The 23,553-nt window shown below is 39.2% G+C and carries 19 protein-coding genes and 2 pseudogenes; 8 read left to right on the forward strand and 13 right to left on the reverse strand.

The genetic code is table 11. The features are described from left to right. The first annotated feature begins 115 nt into the window (after positions 1-115). Positions 116-1,819 carry a gamma-glutamyltransferase gene (ggt, locus tag QAP06_RS02235; RefSeq protein ID WP_286466203.1) on the forward strand — a complete coding sequence of 568 codons (1,704 nt, stop codon included), beginning with the start codon at positions 116-118 and terminating at the stop codon, positions 1,817-1,819. A gap of 261 nt (positions 1,820-2,080) precedes the next feature. Next, positions 2,081-2,851, forward strand: coding sequence for an HP1117 family Sel1-like repeat protein (locus QAP06_RS02240; RefSeq protein WP_286466204.1), 771 nt, complete (start codon positions 2,081-2,083; stop codon positions 2,849-2,851). Positions 2,852-2,854: 3 nt separating this feature from the next. Here QAP06_RS02240 and QAP06_RS07745 read toward each other — a convergent pair. Next, positions 2,855-3,095: pseudogene (locus tag QAP06_RS07745) on the reverse strand (hypothetical protein). Then, positions 3,092-3,292 (reverse strand): annotated as a pseudogene (locus QAP06_RS02245) (hypothetical protein). Before QAP06_RS02245 ends, QAP06_RS07745 begins: the two co-directional pseudogenes overlap by 4 nt. Between QAP06_RS02245 and QAP06_RS02250 the strand changes: the two are divergent. From QAP06_RS02250 to uvrB, 3 genes are all read left to right on the forward strand, one after another. Next, positions 3,261-5,954 carry a DUF3519 domain-containing protein gene (locus QAP06_RS02250; RefSeq protein WP_286465182.1) on the forward strand — a complete coding sequence of 898 codons (2,694 nt, stop codon included), beginning with the start codon at positions 3,261-3,263 and terminating at the stop codon, positions 5,952-5,954. The pseudogene QAP06_RS02245 and the gene QAP06_RS02250 overlap by 32 nt on opposite strands. Before the next feature lie 65 nt (positions 5,955-6,019). Then, positions 6,020-6,832 carry a hypothetical protein gene (locus QAP06_RS02255; RefSeq protein ID WP_286466205.1) on the forward strand — a complete coding sequence of 271 codons (813 nt, stop codon included), beginning with the start codon at positions 6,020-6,022 and terminating at the stop codon, positions 6,830-6,832. A 39-nt stretch (positions 6,833-6,871) separates the two neighbouring features. After that, complete coding sequence (gene uvrB, locus QAP06_RS02260; RefSeq protein WP_286466206.1) at positions 6,872-8,848, forward strand: excinuclease ABC subunit UvrB; 1,977 nt, start codon at positions 6,872-6,874, stop codon at positions 8,846-8,848. 10 nt (positions 8,849-8,858) lie between these two features. Here uvrB and QAP06_RS02265 read toward each other — a convergent pair whose 3' ends face one another. From QAP06_RS02265 to QAP06_RS02290, 6 genes are all read right to left on the reverse strand, one after another. After that, entirely contained in the window at positions 8,859-9,692 is an 834-nt protein-coding gene (locus QAP06_RS02265; protein ID WP_286466207.1) for an outer membrane protein, read from the reverse strand. Positions 9,693-9,755: 63 nt separating this feature from the next. After that, positions 9,756-11,078 (reverse strand): adenylosuccinate lyase, encoded by a 1,323-nt coding sequence (gene purB / locus QAP06_RS02270; protein ID WP_286466209.1) that lies wholly within the window; start codon positions 11,076-11,078, stop codon positions 9,756-9,758. Between the two features lie 109 nt (positions 11,079-11,187). Continuing rightward, entirely contained in the window at positions 11,188-12,132 is a 945-nt protein-coding gene (locus QAP06_RS02275; protein WP_000238150.1) for a thiamine pyrophosphate-dependent enzyme, read from the reverse strand. A 12-nt stretch (positions 12,133-12,144) separates the two neighbouring features. Then, positions 12,145-13,368, reverse strand: coding sequence for a 2-oxoacid:ferredoxin oxidoreductase subunit alpha (locus QAP06_RS02280; protein WP_286466210.1), 1,224 nt, complete (start codon positions 13,366-13,368; stop codon positions 12,145-12,147). Between the two features lie 9 nt (positions 13,369-13,377). Further along, positions 13,378-13,770, reverse strand: coding sequence for a 4Fe-4S dicluster-binding protein (locus tag QAP06_RS02285; protein WP_000656174.1), 393 nt, complete (start codon positions 13,768-13,770; stop codon positions 13,378-13,380). A gap of 15 nt (positions 13,771-13,785) precedes the next feature. Next, positions 13,786-14,346 carry a pyruvate flavodoxin oxidoreductase subunit gamma gene (locus QAP06_RS02290; RefSeq protein WP_000486455.1) on the reverse strand — a complete coding sequence of 187 codons (561 nt, stop codon included), beginning with the start codon at positions 14,344-14,346 and terminating at the stop codon, positions 13,786-13,788. A gap of 289 nt (positions 14,347-14,635) precedes the next feature. On the opposite strand from QAP06_RS02290, the gene QAP06_RS02295 reads away from it, so the two are divergent. Next, positions 14,636-15,307 carry an outer membrane protein gene (locus QAP06_RS02295; RefSeq protein WP_286466213.1) on the forward strand — a complete coding sequence of 224 codons (672 nt, stop codon included), beginning with the start codon at positions 14,636-14,638 and terminating at the stop codon, positions 15,305-15,307. Positions 15,308-15,313: 6 nt separating this feature from the next. On the opposite strand, the gene QAP06_RS02300 is transcribed toward QAP06_RS02295, so the two are convergent. Continuing rightward, complete coding sequence (locus tag QAP06_RS02300) at positions 15,314-16,621, reverse strand: hypothetical protein (protein ID WP_286466215.1); 1,308 nt, start codon at positions 16,619-16,621, stop codon at positions 15,314-15,316. 187 nt (positions 16,622-16,808) lie between these two features. On the opposite strand from QAP06_RS02300, the gene QAP06_RS02305 reads away from it, so the two are divergent. Beyond that, positions 16,809-18,005, forward strand: a complete 1,197-nt coding sequence (locus QAP06_RS02305) for a glycosyltransferase family 8 protein (protein ID WP_286466216.1) — start codon at positions 16,809-16,811, stop codon at positions 18,003-18,005. Positions 18,006-18,141: 136 nt separating this feature from the next. Then, entirely contained in the window at positions 18,142-19,302 is a 1,161-nt protein-coding gene (locus QAP06_RS02310; RefSeq protein ID WP_286466218.1) for a glycosyltransferase family 8 protein, read from the forward strand. 11 nt (positions 19,303-19,313) lie between these two features. Here QAP06_RS02310 and QAP06_RS02315 read toward each other — a convergent pair whose 3' ends face one another. From QAP06_RS02315 to QAP06_RS02330, 4 genes are all read right to left on the reverse strand, one after another. After that, complete coding sequence (locus QAP06_RS02315; protein WP_286466220.1) at positions 19,314-20,360, reverse strand: NAD(P)-dependent alcohol dehydrogenase; 1,047 nt, start codon at positions 20,358-20,360, stop codon at positions 19,314-19,316. A gap of 161 nt (positions 20,361-20,521) precedes the next feature. Continuing rightward, on the reverse strand, positions 20,522-21,532 hold the full coding sequence (locus QAP06_RS02320; RefSeq protein WP_286466221.1) for a glucokinase: 1,011 nt from the start codon (positions 21,530-21,532) through the stop codon (positions 20,522-20,524). After that, positions 21,519-22,202 carry a 6-phosphogluconolactonase gene (gene pgl, locus QAP06_RS02325; protein WP_286466223.1) on the reverse strand — a complete coding sequence of 228 codons (684 nt, stop codon included), beginning with the start codon at positions 22,200-22,202 and terminating at the stop codon, positions 21,519-21,521. The genes QAP06_RS02320 and pgl overlap by 14 nt, the downstream gene beginning before the upstream one ends. 10 nt (positions 22,203-22,212) lie before the next feature. Further along, positions 22,213-23,490 (reverse strand): glucose-6-phosphate dehydrogenase, encoded by a 1,278-nt coding sequence (locus QAP06_RS02330; RefSeq protein ID WP_286466224.1) that lies wholly within the window; start codon positions 23,488-23,490, stop codon positions 22,213-22,215. Between the last annotated feature and the right edge of the window lie 63 nt (positions 23,491-23,553).

Here is a 23,553-nt window from a genome sequence, read left to right on the forward strand (position 1 = left end):
CTCATTAACGATAATGCTTAATAGCAATTATAAGCTATAAGCGAGAGGGTGTTTTGTAAAGCTTGTGTTATAATAACAACAAAATTTTAAGCGTAACTGATTGAAAGGAAAACAGATGAGACGGAGTTTTTTGAAAACGATTGGCTTGGGTGTGATAGCGCTCTCTTTGGGTTTGTTAAGCCCTTTGAGTGCAGCGAGTTACCCCCCTATTAAAAACACTAAAGTAGGCTTAGCCCTTTCTAGCCACCCGCTAGCTAGTGAGATCGGGCAAAAGGTTTTAGAAGAGGGGGGTAATGCGATTGATGCGGCTGTAGCGATTGGTTTTGCTCTAGCGGTCGTCCATCCTGCAGCAGGCAATATTGGTGGAGGGGGTTTTGCGGTTATCCATTTGGCTAATGGTGAAAATGTTGCCTTAGATTTTAGAGAAAAAGCCCCCTTAAAAGCCACTAAGAACATGTTTTTAGACAAGCAAGGCAATGTAGTCCCTAAACTCAGCGAAGATGGCTATTTGGCGGCTGGGGTTCCTGGAACGGTGGCGGGCATGGAAGCGATGTTGAAAAAATACGGCACAAAAAAACTATCGCAACTCATTGATCCTGCCATTAAATTAGCTGAAAATGGTTATGCGATTTCACAAAGACAAGCAGAAACCCTAAAAGAAGCAAGGGAGCGGTTTTTAAAATACAGTTCTAGCAAAAAGTATTTTTTTAAAAAAGGGCATCTTGATTATCAAGAAGGGGATCTGTTTGTCCAAAAAGATTTAGCCAAGACTTTGAATCAAATCAAAACGCTAGGCGCTAAAGGCTTTTATCAAGGGCAAGTCGCTGATTTGATTGAGAAAGACATGAAAAAAAATGGAGGGATTATCACTAAAGAAGATTTAGCCAGTTACAATGTGAAATGGCGCAAACCCGTGGTAGGGAGTTATCGTGGGTATAAGATCATTTCTATGTCGCCGCCCAGTTCAGGAGGCACGCATTTGATCCAGATTTTAAATGTCATGGAAAATGCGGATTTAGGCGCTCTTGGGTATGGGGCTTCTAAGAATATCCATATCGCTGCAGAAGCGATGCGTCAAGCTTATGCGGACAGATCGGTTTATATGGGAGATGCTGATTTTGTTTCAGTGCCGGTGGATAAATTAATTAATAAGGCGTATGCCAAAAAGATTTTTGACGCTATCCAGCCAGATACGGTTACGCCAAGCTCTCAAATCAAACCAGGAATGGGGCAGTTGCATGAGGGGAGCAATACCACGCATTATTCTGTAGCGGACAGGTGGGGGAATGCAGTCAGCGTTACTTACACCATTAACGCTTCTTATGGAAGCGCTGCTAGTATTGATGGGGCAGGATTTTTATTGAACAATGAAATGGATGATTTTTCCATAAAGCCCGGGAATCCTAATCTCTATGGTTTAGTAGGGGGCGATGCGAATGCGATTGAAGCCAATAAGCGCCCTTTAAGCTCCATGTCGCCTACGATTGTGTTGAAAAACAATAAGGTTTTCATGGTGGTAGGAAGCCCTGGAGGGTCTAGGATTATCACTACGGTGTTGCAAGTGATTTCCAATGTCATTGATTACAATATGAATATTTCTGAAGCGGTCTCAGCCCCTAGATTCCACATGCAATGGCTTCCTGATGAATTAAGGATTGAAAAGTTTGGCATGCCCGCTGATGTGAAAGACAACCTCACTAAAATGGGCTATCAAATCGTTACTAAGCCGGTCATGGGTGATGTGAATGCGATCCAAGTTTTGCCTAAAACTAAAGGGAGCGTTTTTTATGGGGCAACGGATCCAAGGAAAGAATTTTAATTCTTTGTCATATAAAGGTTTTTAATCCTATTTAGCCTTATTTGGGGGGGGGCTTTTTAGCGAGAAAATCTTAAACTTAGTCTTAAAGTTCATAAAAATAGTGTAAAATTTCTCATGACAAGAGACGATATTAGATCTAAAATGGCGTATGCAGAATGGAGTTTGAGAATGTTTGCTAGCTCTAGAACGCATGCAGTTTCTTTTTTAAGATCGGTAGCTATTAACATTATGTTTGATCTTATTAATAACAGAGGAGCAACAATGGGATACGCAAGCAAATTAGCCTTGAAGATTTGTTTGGTAGGTTTGTGTTTATTTAGCGTTCTTGGTGCAGAACACCTTGAACAAAAAAGGAATTATATTTATAAAGGGGAGGAAGCCTATAATAATAAAGAATACGAGCGAGCGGCTTCTTTTTATAAGAGCGCGATTAAAAATGGCGAACCGCTTGCTTATGTTCTTTTAGGGATCATGTATGAAAATGGTAGGGGTGTGCCTAAAGATTACAAGAAGGCGGCTGAATATTTTCAAAAAGCGGTTGATAACGATATGCCTAGAGGGTATAACAATTTAGGCGTGATGTATAAAGAGGGTAGGGGCGTTCCTAAAGATGAAAAGAAAGCCGTGGAATATTTTAGAATAGCTACAGAGAAAGGCTATACTAACGCCTATATAAACTTAGGCATCATGTATATGGAGGGTAGGGGAGTTCCAAGCAACTATGTGAAAGCGACAGAGTGCTTTAGAAAAGCGATGCATAAGGGTAATGTAGAAGCTTATATCCTTTTAGGGGATATTTATTATAGTGGGAATGATCAATTGGGTATTGAGCCAGACAAAGATAAGGCTATTGTCTATTATAAAATGGCGGCTGATATGAGTTCTTCTAGAGCTTATGAAGGGTTAGCAGAGTCTTATCAGTATGGGTTAGGCGTGGAAAGCGATAAGAAAAAGGCTGAAGAATACATGCAAAAAGCATGCGATTTTGACATTGATAAAAATTGTAAGAAAAAGAACACTTCAAGCCGATAATTCTCAAACTTGGGCTTGATTCAAGGATTTTTTATTTTATACTAAGTAGCGTGTTTTTTGAACAATTGATTTGAAGCGATAGATTAAAGATATTGCATTTTTCATGGCTGAGTAGTCTTATGCCAAAAACTTTAGCCAAAATATTGTTTGCTATAATTTTGCTGTTTGCCTTGCCTAAATACTCCCCCTGCCTTAACAAACCCCCTAAATTTACCAACTCCAAACAATAGCGAGCGGTTTTCATAAGCTTTTTAAAAACGACGCTAAGATCGCAGAGAGCCTAAAGCCAGCCACCACCAAGAACTTAAGCCAAGGTTTAGCGACCACTCTAAGCGGAGCGTTAAAGTATCAATGGACTAAATTCACGCTAGGGACTTTATACCGTAACGCTCCCGATCGTATTTTAGGAGTGAAATTACCTAAAGCTTTAAACGAAGCCACCGCAGGCGCAGCGTTAAAGTATCACATTAAAAGAGCGTTAGAAAGAAGCCACACAATAAGCGAGTTTAGTAAGAATTTAGAACTAAGCGCGCAAAACGCTAAATTTAGCAACAACACGCTTAAAATCATTGAAGAGCTTACTAACGGCGTCAAAAGCGCGAGCGAAGAAATCAAAGAGAAAGCCACTAAATACGAACAAGCCTTAAAAGAATTACAAAAGATTGATGAAAGCAAGCTTACTAAAGAACAGCAACAAGTTTTAAAAGTGTTTAACGGCGAGTTGGATCAAACAGAGGTTAAAGGAATAGATTTAAACGACCTTTATCTTTTAGAACAAGGATCAAGGAATGCGGGAGCTAGAAAAATACTAAGAAAGCATTACGGAGAAGAGAACACAGGCGGACTAACTAACGATGAACTATTTAACATGAGCGAAGTAATCAAAAACGGAAGCGTGTTATTAGAGAGTTTTGAAAGGATTAAAAACGGATTTAGATATGCTTACGAATGGGATAATAACGGCGTAAAGCTTAGGTTAGTCGTAGATGATTTAAACAATGGAAATAAGATTTTTGATTTTTATAGCGATAGGAATTTTATAGATTTTAGGGATGCCAGTCTACACTCTGGAAACCATCCCCATGAACCTAATCTTACACAAAAACCGCTAATAGATCAAGAGGATTTATCAAAAACAAGCAAAGATTTAAACGAAACCACACAAAAGCCTACACCCTTAAGCCCGTTTGAACAAGCCAACGTCGAAAAGCTTGCGAAACTAGAAAGCGAAAGATTAGAAAGCGAACAAGAATTTTTAAAAGCTAAAGAGCAAGAAACAAAGCGAAAAGAGGCTTTAAAAAAGAAATTAGAACACGAGCGAGGCAATGCGGGCAATATTGAAAGTCAGACTAAAATAGAAGTAGGAGAAGATATACCAGCGAATACGCAAACGCAACTACCTAAAAGCCGAGTGAGATTGAACGAACGAGAGATTTACGATTTAGACTATGCGATCGTGAAAGCCAAAGACTTGAAACCGAGCTTTACCACAGGCGGAACGCAAAAACGCACCGACATGAACGAAAAACAGATTAAAAGCATTGCTGAGAATTTTGACCCTAAGAAGATATTTGGGAGCGGAGGTTTTGAAGATTTACCGATCATTTTAAACGACGGGCAAGTGATCGCAGGAAACCACAGAATCCAAGGCATGCTGAATTTCACGCCTAAAAGCCGTTTTGCTTACGAGAAAGCGGTCAAGGAATACTATCACATAGACTTGAAACCGGACGAGCTGTTAGTGCGAGTGCCACACAACCGACTAAACAATACCGAGATCAACAATTTAGCGGCTTCTAGCAATCAAGGACGCTTTAACAGTGAGAGCGATCATGCGATAGCGGTTTTAAGCCACTATGAACCTAAATTAAAAGAATTAGAAACCAAGTTAAACGCTGATAGCATTTATTCATTAAAAAACATTGTGGCCAAAAACCTTAATTTTGATAAGGCTACTCATCCTAATGTAGGCGATAGTAATTTAGCGTTGTTAATGTTTAACATGCCACGCACTAAAACGCAAGGGATAGAACTATTAAACCGCTGGCAGAAAGAATTTTCAAATGATATTAAAAGCTATGAAAAAGTAAAAAAAATGTTTGTAGATAACGCAGGGAGTTTTCACAATCTCATCCACGACATGAGCTTTCCTAATGTAAGCCTAAACGCTTATTTAAGCAATATTATGGATCGCAGTTTTGCGAATTTAAAGAATTATCAAACAACAAGCGAGAGCCTGAAAGATTTGAGCGAAAAATTCTATAAAACGAGTTCGTTAGAGATGTTTGAAAAGAGCGATCAAAGCACAAGCGATATCAGCGAGATTTTAGGAAGCGCGATCGCACGATTTGCGAGGTTTGATGATCCAAGTAAAGCGTTATTTGAAGCTTTAAGAAGCGATAACATTAAAAAAGGTTTGAAAGAATTTAAGATCGCAGATGAAGCTAAAGACATGTTTAACCCTGATAGTAAGGAATTTAAGGATATTGATATTTACGACTTCACGCATTACCTTTTAATGGTGAATAGAGAGCCGAACGAAAACAACCCTACTTTAAAGCGCTTGATAGAAGCCGTTCAAGACATGCAAAAAGAAAGCAAGAAAGGGATTAAAGAAGCAGTAAGCAAAACAAGCACAGAGGAAACAGAGAAAGCAATTAAAGAACGAGCCTTTAAAGTCATAGAAGACAAAGAAGCGTTTTTGAAAGATTTGAACGCTATAAAACCCATGCAATTACCGAGAGAGATTGATAGCTTTTTAAACGCTTTTAATGGGATTGAAAATAAAGAAAATTTCATTAAACATTTACAAAGCAAGCCTGATGCTAAGCACCGATTAGCTTATTTGCATTTAGTAGAACCTACCTTAAAAGAACCCGATATTACGCTTATTTTTAAAAATCAAGGTAAGGAAGTTAAAAAAGAGCATATCAAAGCCTTCCAAGGCGATCCTAAAACGATTTATTATTTTTTAGTCACACAGGATAATGATAGTAAGCTTATTACAGGATTGAAAGTTAAACCAAGTTACATTAAAGCAGAGATTGACAAGGCGGACATTATCCACTCTTTCATTCCGCAGGCAAGAACGCTTAAAGAATAAGCCGAAGGAGTGGGCTTGCATTTAAAATATAAAACAAAAATTTTAATAAGTCAAGGAGTAAAAAAATGAATTACCCTAATTTGCCTAATAGCGTGCTAGATTTCACCGAACAGCCCGAAGTGAAAGAAATCACTAACGAACTTTTAAAGCAATTACAGAACGCTTTACATAGTAACACGCTTTTTACTGAACAAGTGGAATTAAGCCTTAAAGGGATTGTTAGGATTTTAGAGGTGCTTTTAAGTTTGGATTTTTTCAAAAACGCCAACGAGATTGATAGCAGTTTGAGAAATTCCATTGAATGGCTTAATAACGCCGGAGAAAGCTTGAAAAACAAAATGAAAGAATACGAGAGCTTTTTTAATGATTTCAATACGAGCATGAACAGCAACGAGCAGGAAGTAACGAGCGTTTTAAACGCCAACACCGAAAACATCAAAAGCGAAATTAAAAAGCTAGAAAATCAATTGATAGAAACCACTACAAGGCTTTTAACGAGCTATCAAATCTTTTTAAACCAAGCCCGAGATAACGCTAACCATCAAATCACCGAAAACAAAACCCAAAGCCTTGAAGCGATCACACTTGCTAAAACGAACGCCAATAATGAAATAAGCAACAACCAAACGCAAGCACTAAATAACATTAACGAAGCGAAAGAAAACGCTACAACGCAAATAAGCAACAATCAAACGCAAGCGATCACTAACATTAACGAAGCTAAAGAAAGCGCTACAACGCAAATTAACACGAATAAGCAAGAAGCTTTAAACAACATCACGCAAGAAAAGCAACAAGCCACAAATGAGATAACCGAAGCGAAAAACACGATCATTATCAAAACATTGATTTTTTTGAGATTGAATAAAGCGTGTTAAAAACCACTATAATACCCCTAAAAAATGCGAGTTTTAAAGATGCCTTTATTTGATTTAAAAAGCCCTTACCCACCAGCAGGCGATCAGCCCCAAGCCATAGAAGCCTTAACGAAAAGCTTGAAAAATAACAACCATTATCAAACTTTAGTGGGGGTTACAGGGAGCGGTAAGACTTATACGATGGCCAATATCATCGCTCAAACCAATAAACCCGCTTTAATCATGAGCCATAATAAGACCTTATGCGCGCAGCTCTATAGCGAATTTAAGGCGTTTTTCCCGCATAATAGGGTGGAGTATTTTATCTCCCATTTTGATTACTACCAGCCTGAAAGCTATATCCCTAGAAGGGATTTATTCATTGAAAAAGACAGCTCTATTAATGATGATTTAGAGCGTTTGAGATTGAGCGCGACCACCTCACTTTTAGGTTATGATGATGTGATCGTGATAGCGAGCGTTTCGGCTAATTATGGTTTGGGTAACCCTGAAGAATATTTAAAAGTCATGGAAAAAATCAAAGTGGGCGAGAAGCACGCCTATAAGAGCTTTTTATTAAAGCTAGTGGAAATGGGTTATAGCCGTAATGAAGTGGTGTTTGATAGGGGGAGCTTTAGAGCGACTGGGGAATGCGTGGATATTTTCCCCGCTTATAATGACGCTGAATTTATTAGGATTGAATTTTTTGGCGATGAGATAGAAAGGATTGCTGTCTTTGACGCTTTAGAAAGAAATGAAATCAAGCGCTTGGATTCTGTCATGCTTTATGCGGCCAGTCAGTTTGCCGTAGGGAGCGAGAGGTTGAATTTAGCCATTAAAAGCATTGAAGATGAACTCGCTTTAAGGTTGAAATTTTTTAAAGAGCAGGATAAAATGCTTGAATACAACCGTCTCAAACAACGCACCGAGCATGATTTAGAAATGATTAGCGCGACCGGTGTGTGTAAGGGCATTGAAAATTACGCGCGCCATTTTACAGGTAAAGCCCCTAACGAAACGCCTTTTTGCTTGTTTGATTATTTAGGGATATTTGAGCGGGAGTTTTTAGTCATTGTAGATGAAAGCCATGTGAGTTTGCCGCAGTTTGGGGGGATGTATGCAGGGGATATGAGCAGGAAAAGCGTTTTAGTGGAATATGGTTTTAGATTGCCTAGCGCTTTAGACAACCGCCCTTTAAAATTTGATGAATTTATCCATAAAAATTGCCAGTTCCTTTTTGTGTCCGCTACGCCCAATAAGCTAGAATTAGAGCTTTCCAAAAAGAATGTCGCTGAGCAAATCATTCGCCCTACAGGGCTTTTAGACCCTAAATTTGAAGTGCGAGACAGCGATAAGCAAGTCCAGGATTTGTTTGATGAAATCAAGTTAGTGGTGACCAGAGATGAAAGGGTGCTAATCACCACGCTCACTAAAAAAATGGCAGAAGAATTGTGCAAATATTATGCTGAATGGGGCTTGAAAGCGCGTTACATGCATAGTGAAATTGATGCGATTGAAAGGAACCACATTATCCGCTCTTTAAGGCTTAAAGAATTTGACATTTTAATAGGGATCAATCTTTTAAGAGAGGGGTTGGATTTGCCTGAAGTCTCTTTAGTAGCGATCATGGATGCGGATAAAGAAGGGTTTTTAAGGAGCGAAACAAGCCTCATTCAAACCATGGGGCGAGCCGCTAGAAACGCTAATGGCAAGGTTTTATTATACGCTAAAAAGATCACTCAAAGCATGCAAAAAGCCTTTGAGATCACGAGTTATAGGCGCGCCAAGCAAGAAGAGTTCAATAAAATTCATAACATCACCCCCAAAACCGTTACTCGCGCTTTAGAAGAGGAATTGAAATTAAGAGACGATGAGATTAGAATCGCTAAAGCCTTAAAAAAGGACAAAATGCCTAAAAGTGAAAGGGAAAAAATCATTAAAGAATTGGATAAAAAAATGCGAGAATGCGCGAAAAATTTGGATTTTGAAGAAGCGGTGCGTTTGAGAGATGAAATCGCTCAATTAAGAACGCTTTAAACGCTATCGCTTAAAAACTATAAGTGTAGTTGAAATAAACCGAGTAATTGCGCCTGAAATCAACTTGGTATAACAAGCTGTTGATCCCGTATTCTAAAAATCGTAAAACTTTGAGGACATCTTCACTATTATTGCTAATGTTATTCATGGAATAATAGTGGTTAAAATAATAAGTGGGGATTTTAATCCCAAAGCCAAATTGGTTGCGCTTATTCCCCAAACGAACCCCTAAATTTACCAAAAATTGGAAACCATTTGGATCCACTTTCCCGCCAAAAGTGTCTAAAAGAAGGGCTTGATACAATAACGCATCGCTCAATTTGTCATACACTCCAGCAAAAGCGATCCCCAGATTGAACCCGGCAAAAAACTTATCCCCATTATAAGCGTTAAGCAATAAATCCATATAAGTGCCGTAAGTGGAAATGATAACAGACTGCGATTCTTTTTGGCCATAAAGAGAAGCGCTCAAATCATAAAATAACCCCCACCTAAATCCAAACCACTTCGTTTCTTCATGCTTACCCACCCATTTATAGCCTACCTGAACGCCAAAACCATTAGATACATACGAATTTTTAAAAACAGGGCTTAAGCCATCGCTGAAAACGATTTGGCTTTTATTGAATTGTTGGGATAAATTCAAGTTGCTGTAGTTGTGCTGAATGCTCCCCAACTGATACCCAAGCCCTAGATAAAATGCCGATCTATCCGCATAGCGTTTGATGGGCGAAACCACCTTTTTATCAAAAAAAGTGTAATCCCCTTGAGTCAAAACATCTTTAAAACCCTTTGCATTAAGCACGCAAGAAAGCCCTAAAATTAAGTATAACGCTCGTTTCAAAAAACCCCTTAAAACTTCAATTTTTACCGCCTATTTTATAGTTCTGTTTTTTAAAAACGCGCCTTATTCAAACACCCTTTTAAAAATCGCCCCCACATTTTTAGTGTAATAGCTGTAATCAAAACATGCTTTGATTTCATCCTCGCTCAAATATTTTTTCAAGCGTTCATCGTTGAGTAGGGCGTTTAAAAACAAATTTTCATCAGCGTTTTTAAAAGCGCCTTGTTGCAAAACCTCCCATATTTTCATCGCATTTTCTTGCACGATAGAATAGCTTTCTTCTCTGCTCAAACCTTTTTTGGGCAATTCCAATAACACTCGTTGCGAAAAAACTAACCCCCCACTCAAAGCTAAATTTTTAAGCATGTTTTTAGGATAAACCACCAAATTTTCAATCACGCTATTTAGGCGGCTGAGCATAAAATCGCTAGTGATAAACAGATCGGGTAATGCAAAACGCTCCACAGAGCTATGGCTCATGTCCCTTTCATGCCATAAGGCGACATTTTCTAACATAGGGGTAGTAAAAGAGCGAATCACCCTGCAAAGCCCGGTGATATTCTCGCTCAATATGGGGTTTCTTTTGTGAGGCATCGCAGAGCTCCCTTTTTGCCCTGTTGAAAAAGCTTCTTCCACTTCATAGACTTCACTGCGTTGCAAATGGCGGATATTGACAGCGATTTTTTCACAACTGCTCGCTAAAAGAGCCAGATCGCATGCAAGCCTAGCGTAGCGGTCTCTTTGAATGACTTGATTGCTGATATTGGCGGTTTTTAAGCCTAAAAATCCGCACGCTAATTCTTCTAATTCTAAAGGGGCGTGCGCGAAATTCCCCATAGCCCCACTGATCGCTCCCACGCTGATAAATTCCATCGTTAAATCTAAGGCTTTTAAATGCCGTTTGATTTCATCAGCAAAAAGGGCTAACACTAAGCCAAAAGTAATGGGTTCGCCAAACATCCCATGGCTTCTGCCCACCATCAGCGTGTCTTTATGCTCTAAAGCCCTGTTTTTAAGGGTTTCATAGAGGTTTTTAACGCCTTTTTGAATGAGTTTTAAGCTTTTTGTCATCAATAACGCCATAGCCGTATCAATGCAATCGCTAGAAGTGATCCCATAATGAAAAAAGCGCGATTCTTCGCCCAGGCTTTCAGCCACGCAAGTGGTGAAAGCGATTAAATCATGCTTAGTGGTTTTTTCAATTTCTTTGATGCGCTCAAGGTTGAATGCCGCCTTAGCGCAGATTTTTTCACAATCGCTATCTTGGATTTGCCCAAGCTTGTTCCACGCCCTAACGACAGCTTTTTCCACTTCTAGATAGGTTTCAAACTTGGTTTGCTCATTCCATAGGGCTTTCATTTCTTCATTCGCATAGCGTTCTAACACCGACAATCCTTAAAATCAAAATGGGATTTATGTTACTTTAAAGGGGTTTAAAAAGTCAAGGGGGAAAACCACACAAGACGCAAAAAAGCGCCTTGATCTAATGGAAGGGTTATACTTTAGCTTCTTCCCTGCGTTGCAAGTATTCCCAACGCTCATTCACATCTTTTTGCAATTCTTCAATAACATGTTCGTTTTCCTTTTTGAAAAGGTGTTTGAAACGTTTTTGTGCCCCTAAATAATCCCTTACAGGAATGATATTTCTTGGGCGGTAAGTGATTTTCAATTCCCTGCCATTAAAGATTTCAAATAAGGGGAACATCAAACTATCCACAGCCATATCCGCTAATTCAATGGTTTTATTGGATTCAAATTTCCATTCAGTCGTGCATGGGCTAAGAGCGTTAATAAAGCAAGGCCCTTCAGTGTCTAGCGCGGTTTTAATCTTTTTGTTCATGTCTTTCCATTTGTTAGGCGAGAGCTGCGCCACATAAGGGACCCCATGGCTTGCCATGATATTGACGATGTCTTTTTTCTTTTCTTTTTTACCAAAGCTAACCGATCCCGCTGGCGTGGTAGAAGTGCTAGCCCCTAACGGCGTAGAGCCACTTCTTTGACCGCCGGTATTGGCGTAGTTTTCATTGTCTAGGCAAATGTAAGTCATGTCATGCCCTCTTTCCATGCAACCGCTGATGAATTGAAAACCAATATCATAACTGGCCCCATCGCCCCCAAACGCCACGAATTTTGGTTTTTGACCTTGATAGCGCCCCTTATTCACTAGCGCTTTATACATCGCTTCCACCCCTGAAATCGCCGTAGAGCCATTTTCAAAACCAATATGGATCCAAGGCACATCCCATGAAGTGTGAGGATACACAGCCGAGCATACCTCTAAACAACCGGTAGAATTGCCTAAAACAATAGGCCCATCTACAGCGTTTAAAACTTCGCGCACAATAATGCCATGCCCACAACCCGGACAAAGCAAGTGCGAGCCTTGAAATTTTTCAGCGCTTTGGCTAAAACCTTTGAGTGTTTTGACTTCTTTTACCATGATATTTCCTTTTTAAAAAAAGCTCATTTTAGGGCCGTGCAAGCCTACGAATTGTTGGGTAGGGTGCGTGAGCGTGCCTTTAAGAGCGTCTTCATTGATTTCTTCAAAAATTCCGCATAAATGCGCGATTGTCATATCCCTTTCGCCTAAACCATAAATGTAGTTAGACACCACAGGGTGTTTAGTCCCTTGCGTTTGATACACCGCGCTCGTTACCTCATTAAACATCGCCCCCATAGCGCCCGCTGGAGAGCTCTTATCTAAAATCGCTAAAGCTTTAAGATTTTTCAAATCCTGCCCTAATCTTTCATAAGGGAAAGGGCGCAAGGAATGGATGGTAGCCACGCCGGCCTTAATGCCTTTTTTATGCATTTCTTTAGCTGCTACGATCGCTGATTCATAAGTGGTGCCTAACGCAAAGATAGCGATTTCAGCGTCTTCTAGCTGGAAAGTTTTAGTCAAATGGTATTGTCTGCCGGTGAGTTTAGCGAAATCATTAAACACTTCTTCAATCACAGAAGACGCGCTCATGATCGCATGGTGGAGTTGGGCTTTATGCTCATAATGCCATTCTTCTTCGGCTTGCGCGCCATAGCTTACCGGTTTATCAAAATCCAAAAGCGAATGCTTGGTTTGGTATTCGCCTACGAATTGATAAGCCACTGCATCGCTCAAAGGGCGGACATTTTGCACGGTGTGCGAGCATAAAAACCCGTCTTGATTGACAATAGTAGGCACGCGCACCTTTTGATGCTCTGCGATTCTAAACGCCATTAAAGTGAAATCATAAGCTTCTTGGGGGTTGCATGTGCATAAACTTATCCAGCCAGAATCCCTGCTTAAATACATATCAGAATGATCGCCATGGATATTCAAAGGGGCTGCTAAAGCACGATTGACTAAATTCAAAACGATAGGCAAACGCATCCCAGAAGCTTGGTATAAAACCTCTACCATTAACGCCAAACCTTGAGAGCTAGTCGCAGTGCTGACCCTCCCGCCTGCAGCAGCGGCTCCCACGCATGCACTCATGGCAGCATGCTCAGATTCCACTAAAACGAATTCGCCATCAATATAACCATTATCCTTAAACGAGCCATAATTTTGCACAATGGGCGTTGATGGGGTGATAGGATAGGCTGCGATGACATCAATTTGAGCCTGTCTCAAAGCGTTAGAACTAGCGGTATTGCCATCCCACACTTCTATCTCTTGCAATTCAATACTTCTTGCCATATTTTTTCCTTATGATTTTTTCTTTTCTTGTTTTTGCGGCCATTGAGTGAGGGCGGTAGCGGGCTCAATTTGTTCTTCAAACATCCATAGCGATTTAGGGTTGGTGGGGCAGACATCCACGCACACGCCACAGCCTTTACAATGAGAATAATCCACGCCTTTTAACTTGCCCTCTCTTGAAAGAATGGCAGCGTCTGGGCAATAAACCCAACAATTAAAGCAATTGATGCAAATATTATTGTTATGCACAGGCTTAGCCACGCGCCAATGAGCCACTGAAGTGGTGAAGTAGCTTTGCTCGGTGTAATGGCGCTCATCGTTGTGTTTTTCCATTTCGCTTTGTGCGTTTTTTTCAAAAGGGAAGAGCACCGCTCCCATTTCAAATTCATTCCAATCTTTCATCTTTGTTCCTTAATGTTATTGAACTTCTTCATAAGCTCTTTGGATAGCGAGCATGTTAGCGTCAATGACTTCTTGCGTGAGTTTTTTGCCTAAAACTTTCTTAAAAGCTTCTTTAAAAGCCCCGATTTCAAGCATGCCAGACACTTTCATTAACGCCCCTAGCATGGGCGTGTTAGGGATGGGGCGTTTTAAGGTTTCCATAGAGATTTTTAAACAATCCACTAAAAACACCTTACGGGTTTTTAATTCAGGTTTTTTTTCAAACAATTCTTCTTTGTTAAGATAGCTGGTGATGATATAAGTCGTGTCTTCTTTTTCATTGGCGAAGATGTTTTCAATGAAAACCAAACCCGGATCAATCACCAGCACATAATCAGGCTGCATGAAGCGTTCATGATTTAAAATAGGCTCATCATCAATGCGGTTATAAGCCATCATAGCAGCCCCCCTTTTAGCTGAACCATAGGAAGCGAACGCTTGCACTTCTTTGCCTGTTTTTGAAATCACATCGGCTAGCCCTTTAGCGCCAGTGATAGCGCCTTGACCCGCTCGCGCATGCCATCTAATTTGAAACATGGTAATATGTCTCCTTAATATCGTATAAGATAAATTGAATTTAGCCTAAGATTATACAAGAAAAATCATTAACATGTCTTATAACAACACCTTTTTAAGAATTTTTATAGAAAAATGGGGGCATACCCACAAGAATTATGGCTATTTTATGGCTATTTATTCTAAAAAGATAGGCGTTCTTAATCAAAATCACTAATATTTATTTTAAACTTTGTTATTATTTAGGGTGTGATTTGATTTTAGTCTGTATGGGGCAAGTGTGGGGTAGGATAACATAAGGAATTGGGTTATGAATAAAACAAATAAAACAATGGTTAAAATATTGATGGGCATGGCGTTATTATCATCGCTTCAAGCCGCAGAGGCAGATCTTGATGAAAAATCAAAAAAACCTAAATTTGCGGACAGGAATACGTTTTATTTGGGGGTTGGGTATCAGCTTAGCGCGATCAACACATCTTTTAGCACCGAGTCTGTGGATAAATCGTATTTTATGACCGGCAATGGCTTTGGTGTGGTGTTAGGGGGGAAGTTTGTGGCTAAAACGCAAGCTGTAGAGCATGTGGGTTTTCGTTACGGGTTGTTTTATGATCAGACCTTTTCTTCTCACAAATCCTATATTTCTACCTATGGTTTGGAATTTAGCGGTTTGTGGGACGCTTTCAATTCGCAAAAAATGTTTTTAGGGTTAGAGTTTGGTGTAGGCATCGCTGGGGCGACTTACATGCCAGGAGGGGCTATGCATGGGATTATCGCTCAAAATTTAGGCAAAGAAAATTCGCTTTTCCAATTGCTTGTGAAAGTGGGTTTTCGTTTTGGCTTTTTCCACAATGAAATCACTTTCGGGTTGAAATTCCCTTTCATTCCTAACAAAAGAACTGAAATCGTTGATGGCTTGAGTGCGACTACTTTATGGCACCGCTTACCGGTAGCTTATTTCAATTATATCTATAATTTTTAGATATGGTTATTTAGAGGTTTTAGATTTGACAAAATCAATTAACTCTCGTGTGTCTATGGTTAGGGTTAAGAATTGCTGATAGGTGGTGATCCACTTGCCCCCTTTCCCATACAAATGATACCCATCGCCTCCGCCTAAAAAGTTAAAAAACGCATCCGCTCGCACGCTCACCCATTTGTTTTTATAAACATAATAAAGCCCTATCATATCAAAATTAGGGGCTCTATACCATGGCAACCCGGTATAAAGGGATTGGCCATAAGTGGCATAAAAGTGCATTTGGGGTTTGTTGGAAAAATAGTATCTGTTAAAAATCCCAAAGCCTTTGTATTGTGCTTGGGCGTAAAATTCCCCCCCAAAGCTGTTATAAAATTGAGCGTTTTGACACTCGCTAGCATAACGCACGCAATAATGGGTTTGAGACGACTGCGTGCCAAAGGTCATAAAAATATTATCCATATAAGGCATGAGATTTTTAAAATCCGCTTTTAAATAAGCATGGTAATAGACTCTATCTAAAATGGTAGGGTTAGAGTATTTCCCTATTTCTCCGCCTTGTGGGTTATTTTTTTGACTGAAATAGGGGTAGCCATTAGGCCATTGTGGGGTTACATCGCCTGGTTTTAAGTAAGAATTACCGCCGTAAGGGTAATTATCTCCCATGCTATGATGGCTGGCGTTATGAAAAATGACAAGCTGCCCCCCCAAACCTAAATACCCTTTAAGAAACTGAAATTCTGAAGAAACAAAATACAAGAATTGATCAAAATCGTAATTTTTCTTTTTGGGCTGGTTGTTCCAATTACGCCCCCCATACCAATCCACAACGCCCTCAAACCACCCATTCCACCAGCGGTTAGGATCATAAGCTGGTTTGAATTGAAACGCTCCTCCCCTAAAAGTAGGGTCTATAAACCAAAAAAGTTTTTTAAAAGCGCTTAAAGGGTAATGCCCTATTTGATAGCTTCGCGGCACAATGCCTAAAAAAAATCTCAAATTTTTCCCTATGTATTGGTAATACATGGTAACCCCCCACGAATAAGGGAAATAGCTATAATGCGTGTGTAAATTTTGAATAAACCACGCCCCAAACATCAAGGCCTGTCTTTTGTCTAATTGGACGCCGATTTGAGGCATGAGACGACCTTGCATTTTGGTTAGGCTATTCCAATAGGGGTTGTTATTTGGGGCCACTAAATTGAAATTAAAGCTCATGAACTTCAAGTCATAGACAAAACTAGCCGCTTTCATTAAAGGCGCTATTAAAAAACCTGAAAACAACAACGCATAAAGAGATTTTTTTAAGAAAATCAAACTAAAATACAGCCCCTTTCATCATCTTTTAAAATTGCAGCATTTAAAATAGCGACATTTTATTTAAAGACAAGATACGATTTTAAATTAACTTTCATTAAAAACAACATAAAAACCAAAAACAGAACCCTTTCAAGTTCGGTTTTTTTTTGGATAAAATAGCTTTAAAAAAGGGTGTTTAATTTTTATGACTTCATATTCAAGCCATTCTTTTAAAGAACAAGATTTTCATATCCCTATCGCTTTTGCTTTTGATAAGAATTACCTCATTCCTGCGGGCGCGTGTATTTATTCCTTGCTAGAAAGCATCGCTAAAGCCAATAAAAAAATTCGTTACACCCTATACGCTTTAGTGGTGGGCTTGAATGAAGAAGATGAAGCAAAACTCCACCAAATTACAGAGCCTTTTAAAGAATTTGCCACTTTAGAAGTGAAAGACATTGAACCTTTTTTAGACACTATCCCTAACCCTTTTGATGAGGATTTCACCAAGCGTTTTTCTAAAATGGTGTTAGTGAAGTATTTTCTAGCGGATTTGTTCCCCAAATATTCCAAAATGGTGTGGAGCGATGTGGATGTCATCTTTTGCAATGAATTTAGTGCTGATTTCTTAAGCATTAAAGAAGATGATGAGAATTATTTTTATGGGGTTTTAGAAGTTGAAAAGCACCACATGATGGAAGGGTTTTTGTTTTGTCATTTAGATTACCAGCGCAAGAAAAATTTCACCTTAAGAATGCATGATCTTTTAAAGGGGAATGAGGCTAAAGGGGAGTTGGATTTCACGAAATGGTGTTGGCCTAACATGAAAGCTTTAGGGATTGAGTATTGCGTTTTCCCCTTCTATTACACCATTAAAGATTTTTCTAACGCGTATTTAAACGAGAATTACAAGAAAACCATTTTAGAGGCGCTCAAAAACCCTACCATTATCCACTATGACGCTTGGTGGGGGGCGGTGAAGCCTTGGGATTACCCTTTTGGTTTAAAAGCGGATTTATGGCTGAACACTTTGGCTAAAACCCCTTTTATGAGCGATTACACTAAAAAAATGCACACCAATGAGAGCTTTTATACCACAAAAATGGCTGAGCAGCATTATTTTTCTTCAGTAAAATCTTCAAAAGAAATTGTTTTCAAGGCTCCGTATTTGTTTTTCAAATCGTATCTGTTTGTTGTGTTTAAAGAAAGGAAAATCCATTCAAGAGTTTTTGAATTAACTTGTGGTTTAGTGAAAAAATTTTTCAATAAGCTTATTTATTTTGGGTTTTTGATGCCTAAAGCGTTAGCTAAAAGGGTGGTTAGTAAGATCCTTAGAGTTTTAGGGCTTCATGGGATTGCTAAAAAAATTCTAATCAAACTCAAGCTCTTAAAAAAGAGCTAGAGTAAAGGGGTTAAAACCCTTCTTTAAATTAATTTATTAACTTTCATTAAAAACAACATAAAAACCAAAAACAGAACCCTTTCAAGTTCGGTTTTTTTTTGGATAAAATAGCTTTAAAAAAGGGTGTTTAATTTTTATGACTTCATATTCAAGCCATTCTTTTAAAGAACAAGATTTTCATATCCCTATCGCTTTTGCTTTTGATAAGAATTACCTCATTCCTGCGGGCGCGTGTATTTATTCCTTGCTAGAAAGCATCGCTAAAGCCAATAAAAAAATTCGTTACACCCTATACGCTTTAGTGGTGGGCTTGAATGAAGAAGATGAAGCAAAACTCCACCAAATTACAGAGCCTTTTAAAGAATTTGCCACTTTAGAAGTGAAAGACATTGAACCTTTTTTAGACACTATCCCTAACCCTTTTGATGAGGATTTCACCAAGCGTTTTTCTAAAATGGTGTTAGTGAAGTATTTTCTAGCGGATTTGTTCCCCAAATATTCCAAAATGGTGTGGAGCGATGTGGATGTCATCTTTTGCAATGAATTTAGTGCTGATTTCTTAAGCATTAAAGAAGATGATGAGAATTATTTTTATGGGGTTTATGACAGAATATACCCATATGAAGGCTTTTTTTATTGCAACTTAACTTACCAACGAAAAAACCAATTTTGTAAAAAAATATTAGAAACCATGCACACACAAAAAATAGATAAAGAACCGCAATTAACAGAATTTTGTCGATCAAAGATCGCACCATTAAAAATAGAGTATTGCATTTTCCCACACTATTATAGTCTTTCTGAAGAGCATTTAAGGGGTGTGGTCAATGCAATTTATCATAACACCATTAAACAAGCCTTAAGAGAACCTATCGTTATACAATACGACTCCCATCCTTATTTTCAAATAAAACCTTGGACATATCCTTTTGGTTTAAAAGCGGATTTATGGCTGAACGCTTTGGCTAAAACCCCTTTTATGAGCGATTGGTCTTATTTGATCACAGGAGGTGGGGAGATAGGTGGAGAAAAATGGCACTACTACCATAGCATTATTGCTTATCATTACTACTTCCCTTTATGGAAAACAGAAGAACAGATCGCCCATGACGCTTTTAAGACATTTTTGAATCATTATTCTTTACACATTCATGAGATTCCCAAAAACGCAAGGCGAAGATTATTTAAATACTGCATTTCAATACCACTCAAGAGTCTTATTAGTAAAACCCTTAAAATCCTAGGGCTTCATGGGATTGTTAAAAAAATCCTACTCAAGCTCTTAAAAAAGAGCTAGAGCCAAAGCCTTTAATCAAACGATTTTTTCATATCAATCACATAGCGGAATTTCGCTTTCCCATGGGTTAGGTTATGATAGGCGGTGTCAATATCCTTGCCTAAAATCAAATCTATTTCAGGGTAAATATTGTGTTTGATAGAAAAATCCATCATCTCTTGGGTTTCTTTAATGCCCCCAATCAATGAGCCATAAACCTTGCGATTGCCTAAATGGATAAAATCAAAAACGCTAAGCGTTGGAGCAACTTCTACAGGGGGGAGTCCCACAAGGGCTAGATCGCCATTATAAGTTAAGAGCTTGAGATAGTCTTTTAAATCATAATGGGTAGGAATGGTTGAAATGATAAAATCCAATTCTTCTTTGCATTGTTTAGGGTCGGTGTAGAAATGTTGAACCCCCATGCTTAAAGCGTCTTGCTTTTTGTGTTCATTTCTTGCAAAAACGCTCACTTCAGCCCCCATAGCCACAGCGTATTTAACCGCCATGCTTCCTAGCCCACCAAACCCAGCGACACCAACTTTTGTGCCTTTAGTAACCTTAGAAAATTTTAAGGGCGAATAAGTGGTGATGCCCGCGCAAAGCAAGGGGGCTACTTTTTCTAAAGGAGCGTTTTTATCCACGCTAATCACATAGTTTTCATCCACGACAATATTATTAGAGTATCCGCCCATGTGGGGTTCATTGCCATGGAAAGAATCCAAACAATCATAAGTGAATACCACTTTGGCGCAAAATTGCTCTTGGTGTTCTTTACAGGGCTTACACGCTTTGCATGAATTGACAAAACAGCCCACGCCCACCACATCGCCGACCTTAAATTTCTTAACTTCCTTACCCACTTCTTTGATGACCCCAGCAATTTCATGCCCAGGAATCATAGGATAGATGCCTTCTTTCCATTCGCTATAAGCGCTATGAATATCGCTATGGCAAATCCCTGCATAAAGAATGTCAATCAACACATCTTTAGGGCCTACAGCATGGCGGCTAAAATCATGGGGTTTGAAATGCCCGTCTTTAGAAAAAATAGCAAAACCTTTAGATGGAACTCTCATTAAAACTCCTTGTTTGATTAAAATACCGCTATTGTATTGTTTTTATGGTTTACTTATGTTTCTATAGGTTTAACTAATTTTATAATTGTTGGTTACATGGTATCGTTGTTTGGTGCGCTCAAACACACCCCTTGTATAATCCCGTTTCTATCTTAACGCTGCTATATCTTATCATGCAGCAAGTAATTCTCTAACGCAATGCCCGCCCCATCAAGTCCGGGAGTTTTTTTCAGCACGACATGCACAGGGATAGAAGCGAGAAACGCTCCCATGCGCCCTTTCGTTTCAAAGCGTGCTCTAAAGGGCGAAGTTTTAAAATAATCAATGAATCGTGGGATAATCCCCCCACACAAATACACGCCCCCTCTAGCCCCCAAAGTGAGAGCCACATCAGCAGCGAGCGTGCCTAGCATGGAGCAAAAAGTGTCCAAGGTCAATCGGCATATAGGGTAATCCCCATTCAAAGCGCGTTCGCTAATGATTTGTGGGGTTAATTCAGCCTTGCTTAACTTCGCCACTTTTTCTAAACTTTTGCGTTTAGACAGGGCTTCATAAATCAACACCAAACCGCTCCCACTCAAAAACCTTTCCGCGCTCACATGGTTGAATTTAGAGCGGGCGTATTGCCACACTAAAATTTCTAAATCATCAAAAGGGGCAAAGCTCACATGCCCTCCTTCACCGGGCAAGACTTTCAAAGAGCCATCGCTGTTTTGGATAAGAGTGCTTACCCCAAGCCCGGTTCCTGGCCCTAAAATCGCTTTAGGGGCGTTGATTTCGCACTTAATCCCGCCTATTTGAGCCAGATCGTTTTCTTGCATCGCGCTAATGGCATAGGCTTGCGCGACAAAATCATTGATGACAAGCAATTTTTTTAAATTCAAACATTGCCGTGTCGTTTCAATAGAAAAAGTCCAGTGATTGTTAGTCATTTGGACAAAATCCCCCATAATGGGCGTAGCCACAGCAAAAGAGCCATAAATAGGGTGCAGTTTAAGGCTTTCTTTGCATTTAGAAAGATAAAATCGCACTGCATCGCTCAAACTTTCAAAATCTTCGCACCGCAAGACTTCAATGCATTCAATCTGTCGTGGGGCGACTTCCAAGCCAAAGCGCGCGTTCGTGCCGCCAATATCGGCTAATAGTCTCGGGTAAGTTTCAGTTTTTGGCATAAAACACCTCCGTGGTAACTTTTTTAGAATGTAAAATCCGAGCAATCGGCAGAGAATAGGGAGCGTTTTCTTTTAAAGCTTTTTCTAAAACCTCCCTTTTTTGCACCCCACTAACGCTTAAGAAAAGTTTTTCGCAATTTTCTAAGGCGTTAATAGACATGCTCAGGCGCTCATAAGGAGCGTTAGCGGGCTTAGTCAAGACGATATTTTCTTTTTCTTCGTTTAAAAAAGCGCTCGTTTCGGGAAAAAGGCTAGCCGTATGCCCATCAGTCCCCATGCCCAAAATGGCTAAATGAGGCTGTTTGAAATGCTGGTTAGCAAAATGAAAAAGCGCGTTTGTATCGCCAGAAATCTTTTTGGGCAAAAGCGGGATGAAAGAAGCTTTTAGGGCGTTATTTTGCAATAAGTAATCGTGTAATAATTTGGTGTTGCTATCATTGTGGCTTGTGTCTATGATGCGTTCATCTACTAAACTGACTAAACACTCATGCCATTTGAGATCTAAAACGCTCAATTTTTGCAACAAACTAATGGGCGAACGGCCCCCAGAAAAAGCGATAGAAACTTGATGGTGCTTTTTTAAGGCGGTGTTAAAAAATTCTTTAAAACGCTCTATTAAAGCCTTGTGGCAATCTTTCAAATTTTCAAATTCAAACAATTGATAACCCATAAAATCCCTTTTATTGATAGAGTGGTTTTAAAAATTCGGATTCGTTTAGATTATGGCTTTCATAGGAATATAAGGGCGTGGCGTTATTCATAAAACCTTCTATGAGCGTGTCAATAAAAACCCATGACGCTTCTAATTCCAACTGGTGGGCGAAATTATTGTGGTTATTTTGTATCGCATCATAGAGCAATTTAGCGTAGGGCTGTAAAAATTCTTGTTTGTGATGGGTTTCTAAAATAAGGGGGTTTTGATGATCTTTTAGGGTGAGGGTGATTTTATCTTGAGAGAGGAAAAATTCTAGCGTATTGACTGCATTAAAATGGATTTTCGCGCTCGCTTGGTTGCTAGGCATTTTTTTAGCGTGCTTAAGGTAGAAAGGCACGCCTTTAAATTTAGGCGTATCCAAAAAGGCTTTAATAGCGACAAGAGTCTCTGTTTGGCTCTCTTTATTGACCTTATTTTCATCTCTATAGCCTTGATATTGGGCCCGAATAACCTGTTTTTTAAAATCTTTTGGGGGTTGTAAGGTTTTTAAAACTTTGATTTTTTCTTTCCTCAAATCCTTTAAATCGTTGGGTAAATCTGTAGCGATAAGGGATAAAACTTGCAAGAGATGGTTTTGAACCATATCCCTTAAAGCCCCGATTTTATCGTAAAATTCGCCTCTTTCTTCCACCCCTAAAGTCTCATACACGCAGATTTCAACCGCACTGATTTGATCCCATAAAATGTTTAAGATAGGGTTATTTAAGCGCAATTCAAGGATATTTTGAACGCCCTTTTTCCCTAAATAATGATCGATTCTAAAGATTTGCTCTTCTTTAAAAAAAGCGCTAATGCTTTGGAAAATCTCTTGACAAGTCTTTAAATCATGCCCTAAAGGTTTTTCTAAAATCAAGCGTGTGTTGGCATGATTGAGCGCGTTTTGGGCCAAATTTTGAGCGGTAGTTGCAAAAAAACTAGGCGAGATAGAAAAGTAGAAGATCAAGGGGTTATTTTTTGTAGCGATTTTACTCAATTCTTCAAAGTCTTTAGGGTTATCCAAACGGACGCGCAAATAACTAATATGGGCTAAAAATTCCTCACCCTTTTCTCTTGAATGCAACTGCGTTTTTTCACAAAGGAGCACTAAAAATTCTTCATTGGATAGCTCCTTACGTCCTGATGCAATAATCCTAGAATCGTTTTTAAAACCATAATGGGTATAAATTTCATAAAGCGAAACAAAGAGCTTTCGCATGGCCAAATCCCCAGTCGCGCCAAAAAGAACCAAATCAAAATCCAGCATCAATAACCCTTTTAGAGTGTTTTTAAGTTATTATTATATATTAAATCTTAATTGAAGGGGTGT

The organism is Helicobacter pylori, from assembly GCF_030323545.1.
Taxonomy (GTDB): domain Bacteria; phylum Campylobacterota; class Campylobacteria; order Campylobacterales; family Helicobacteraceae; genus Helicobacter; species Helicobacter pylori_CO.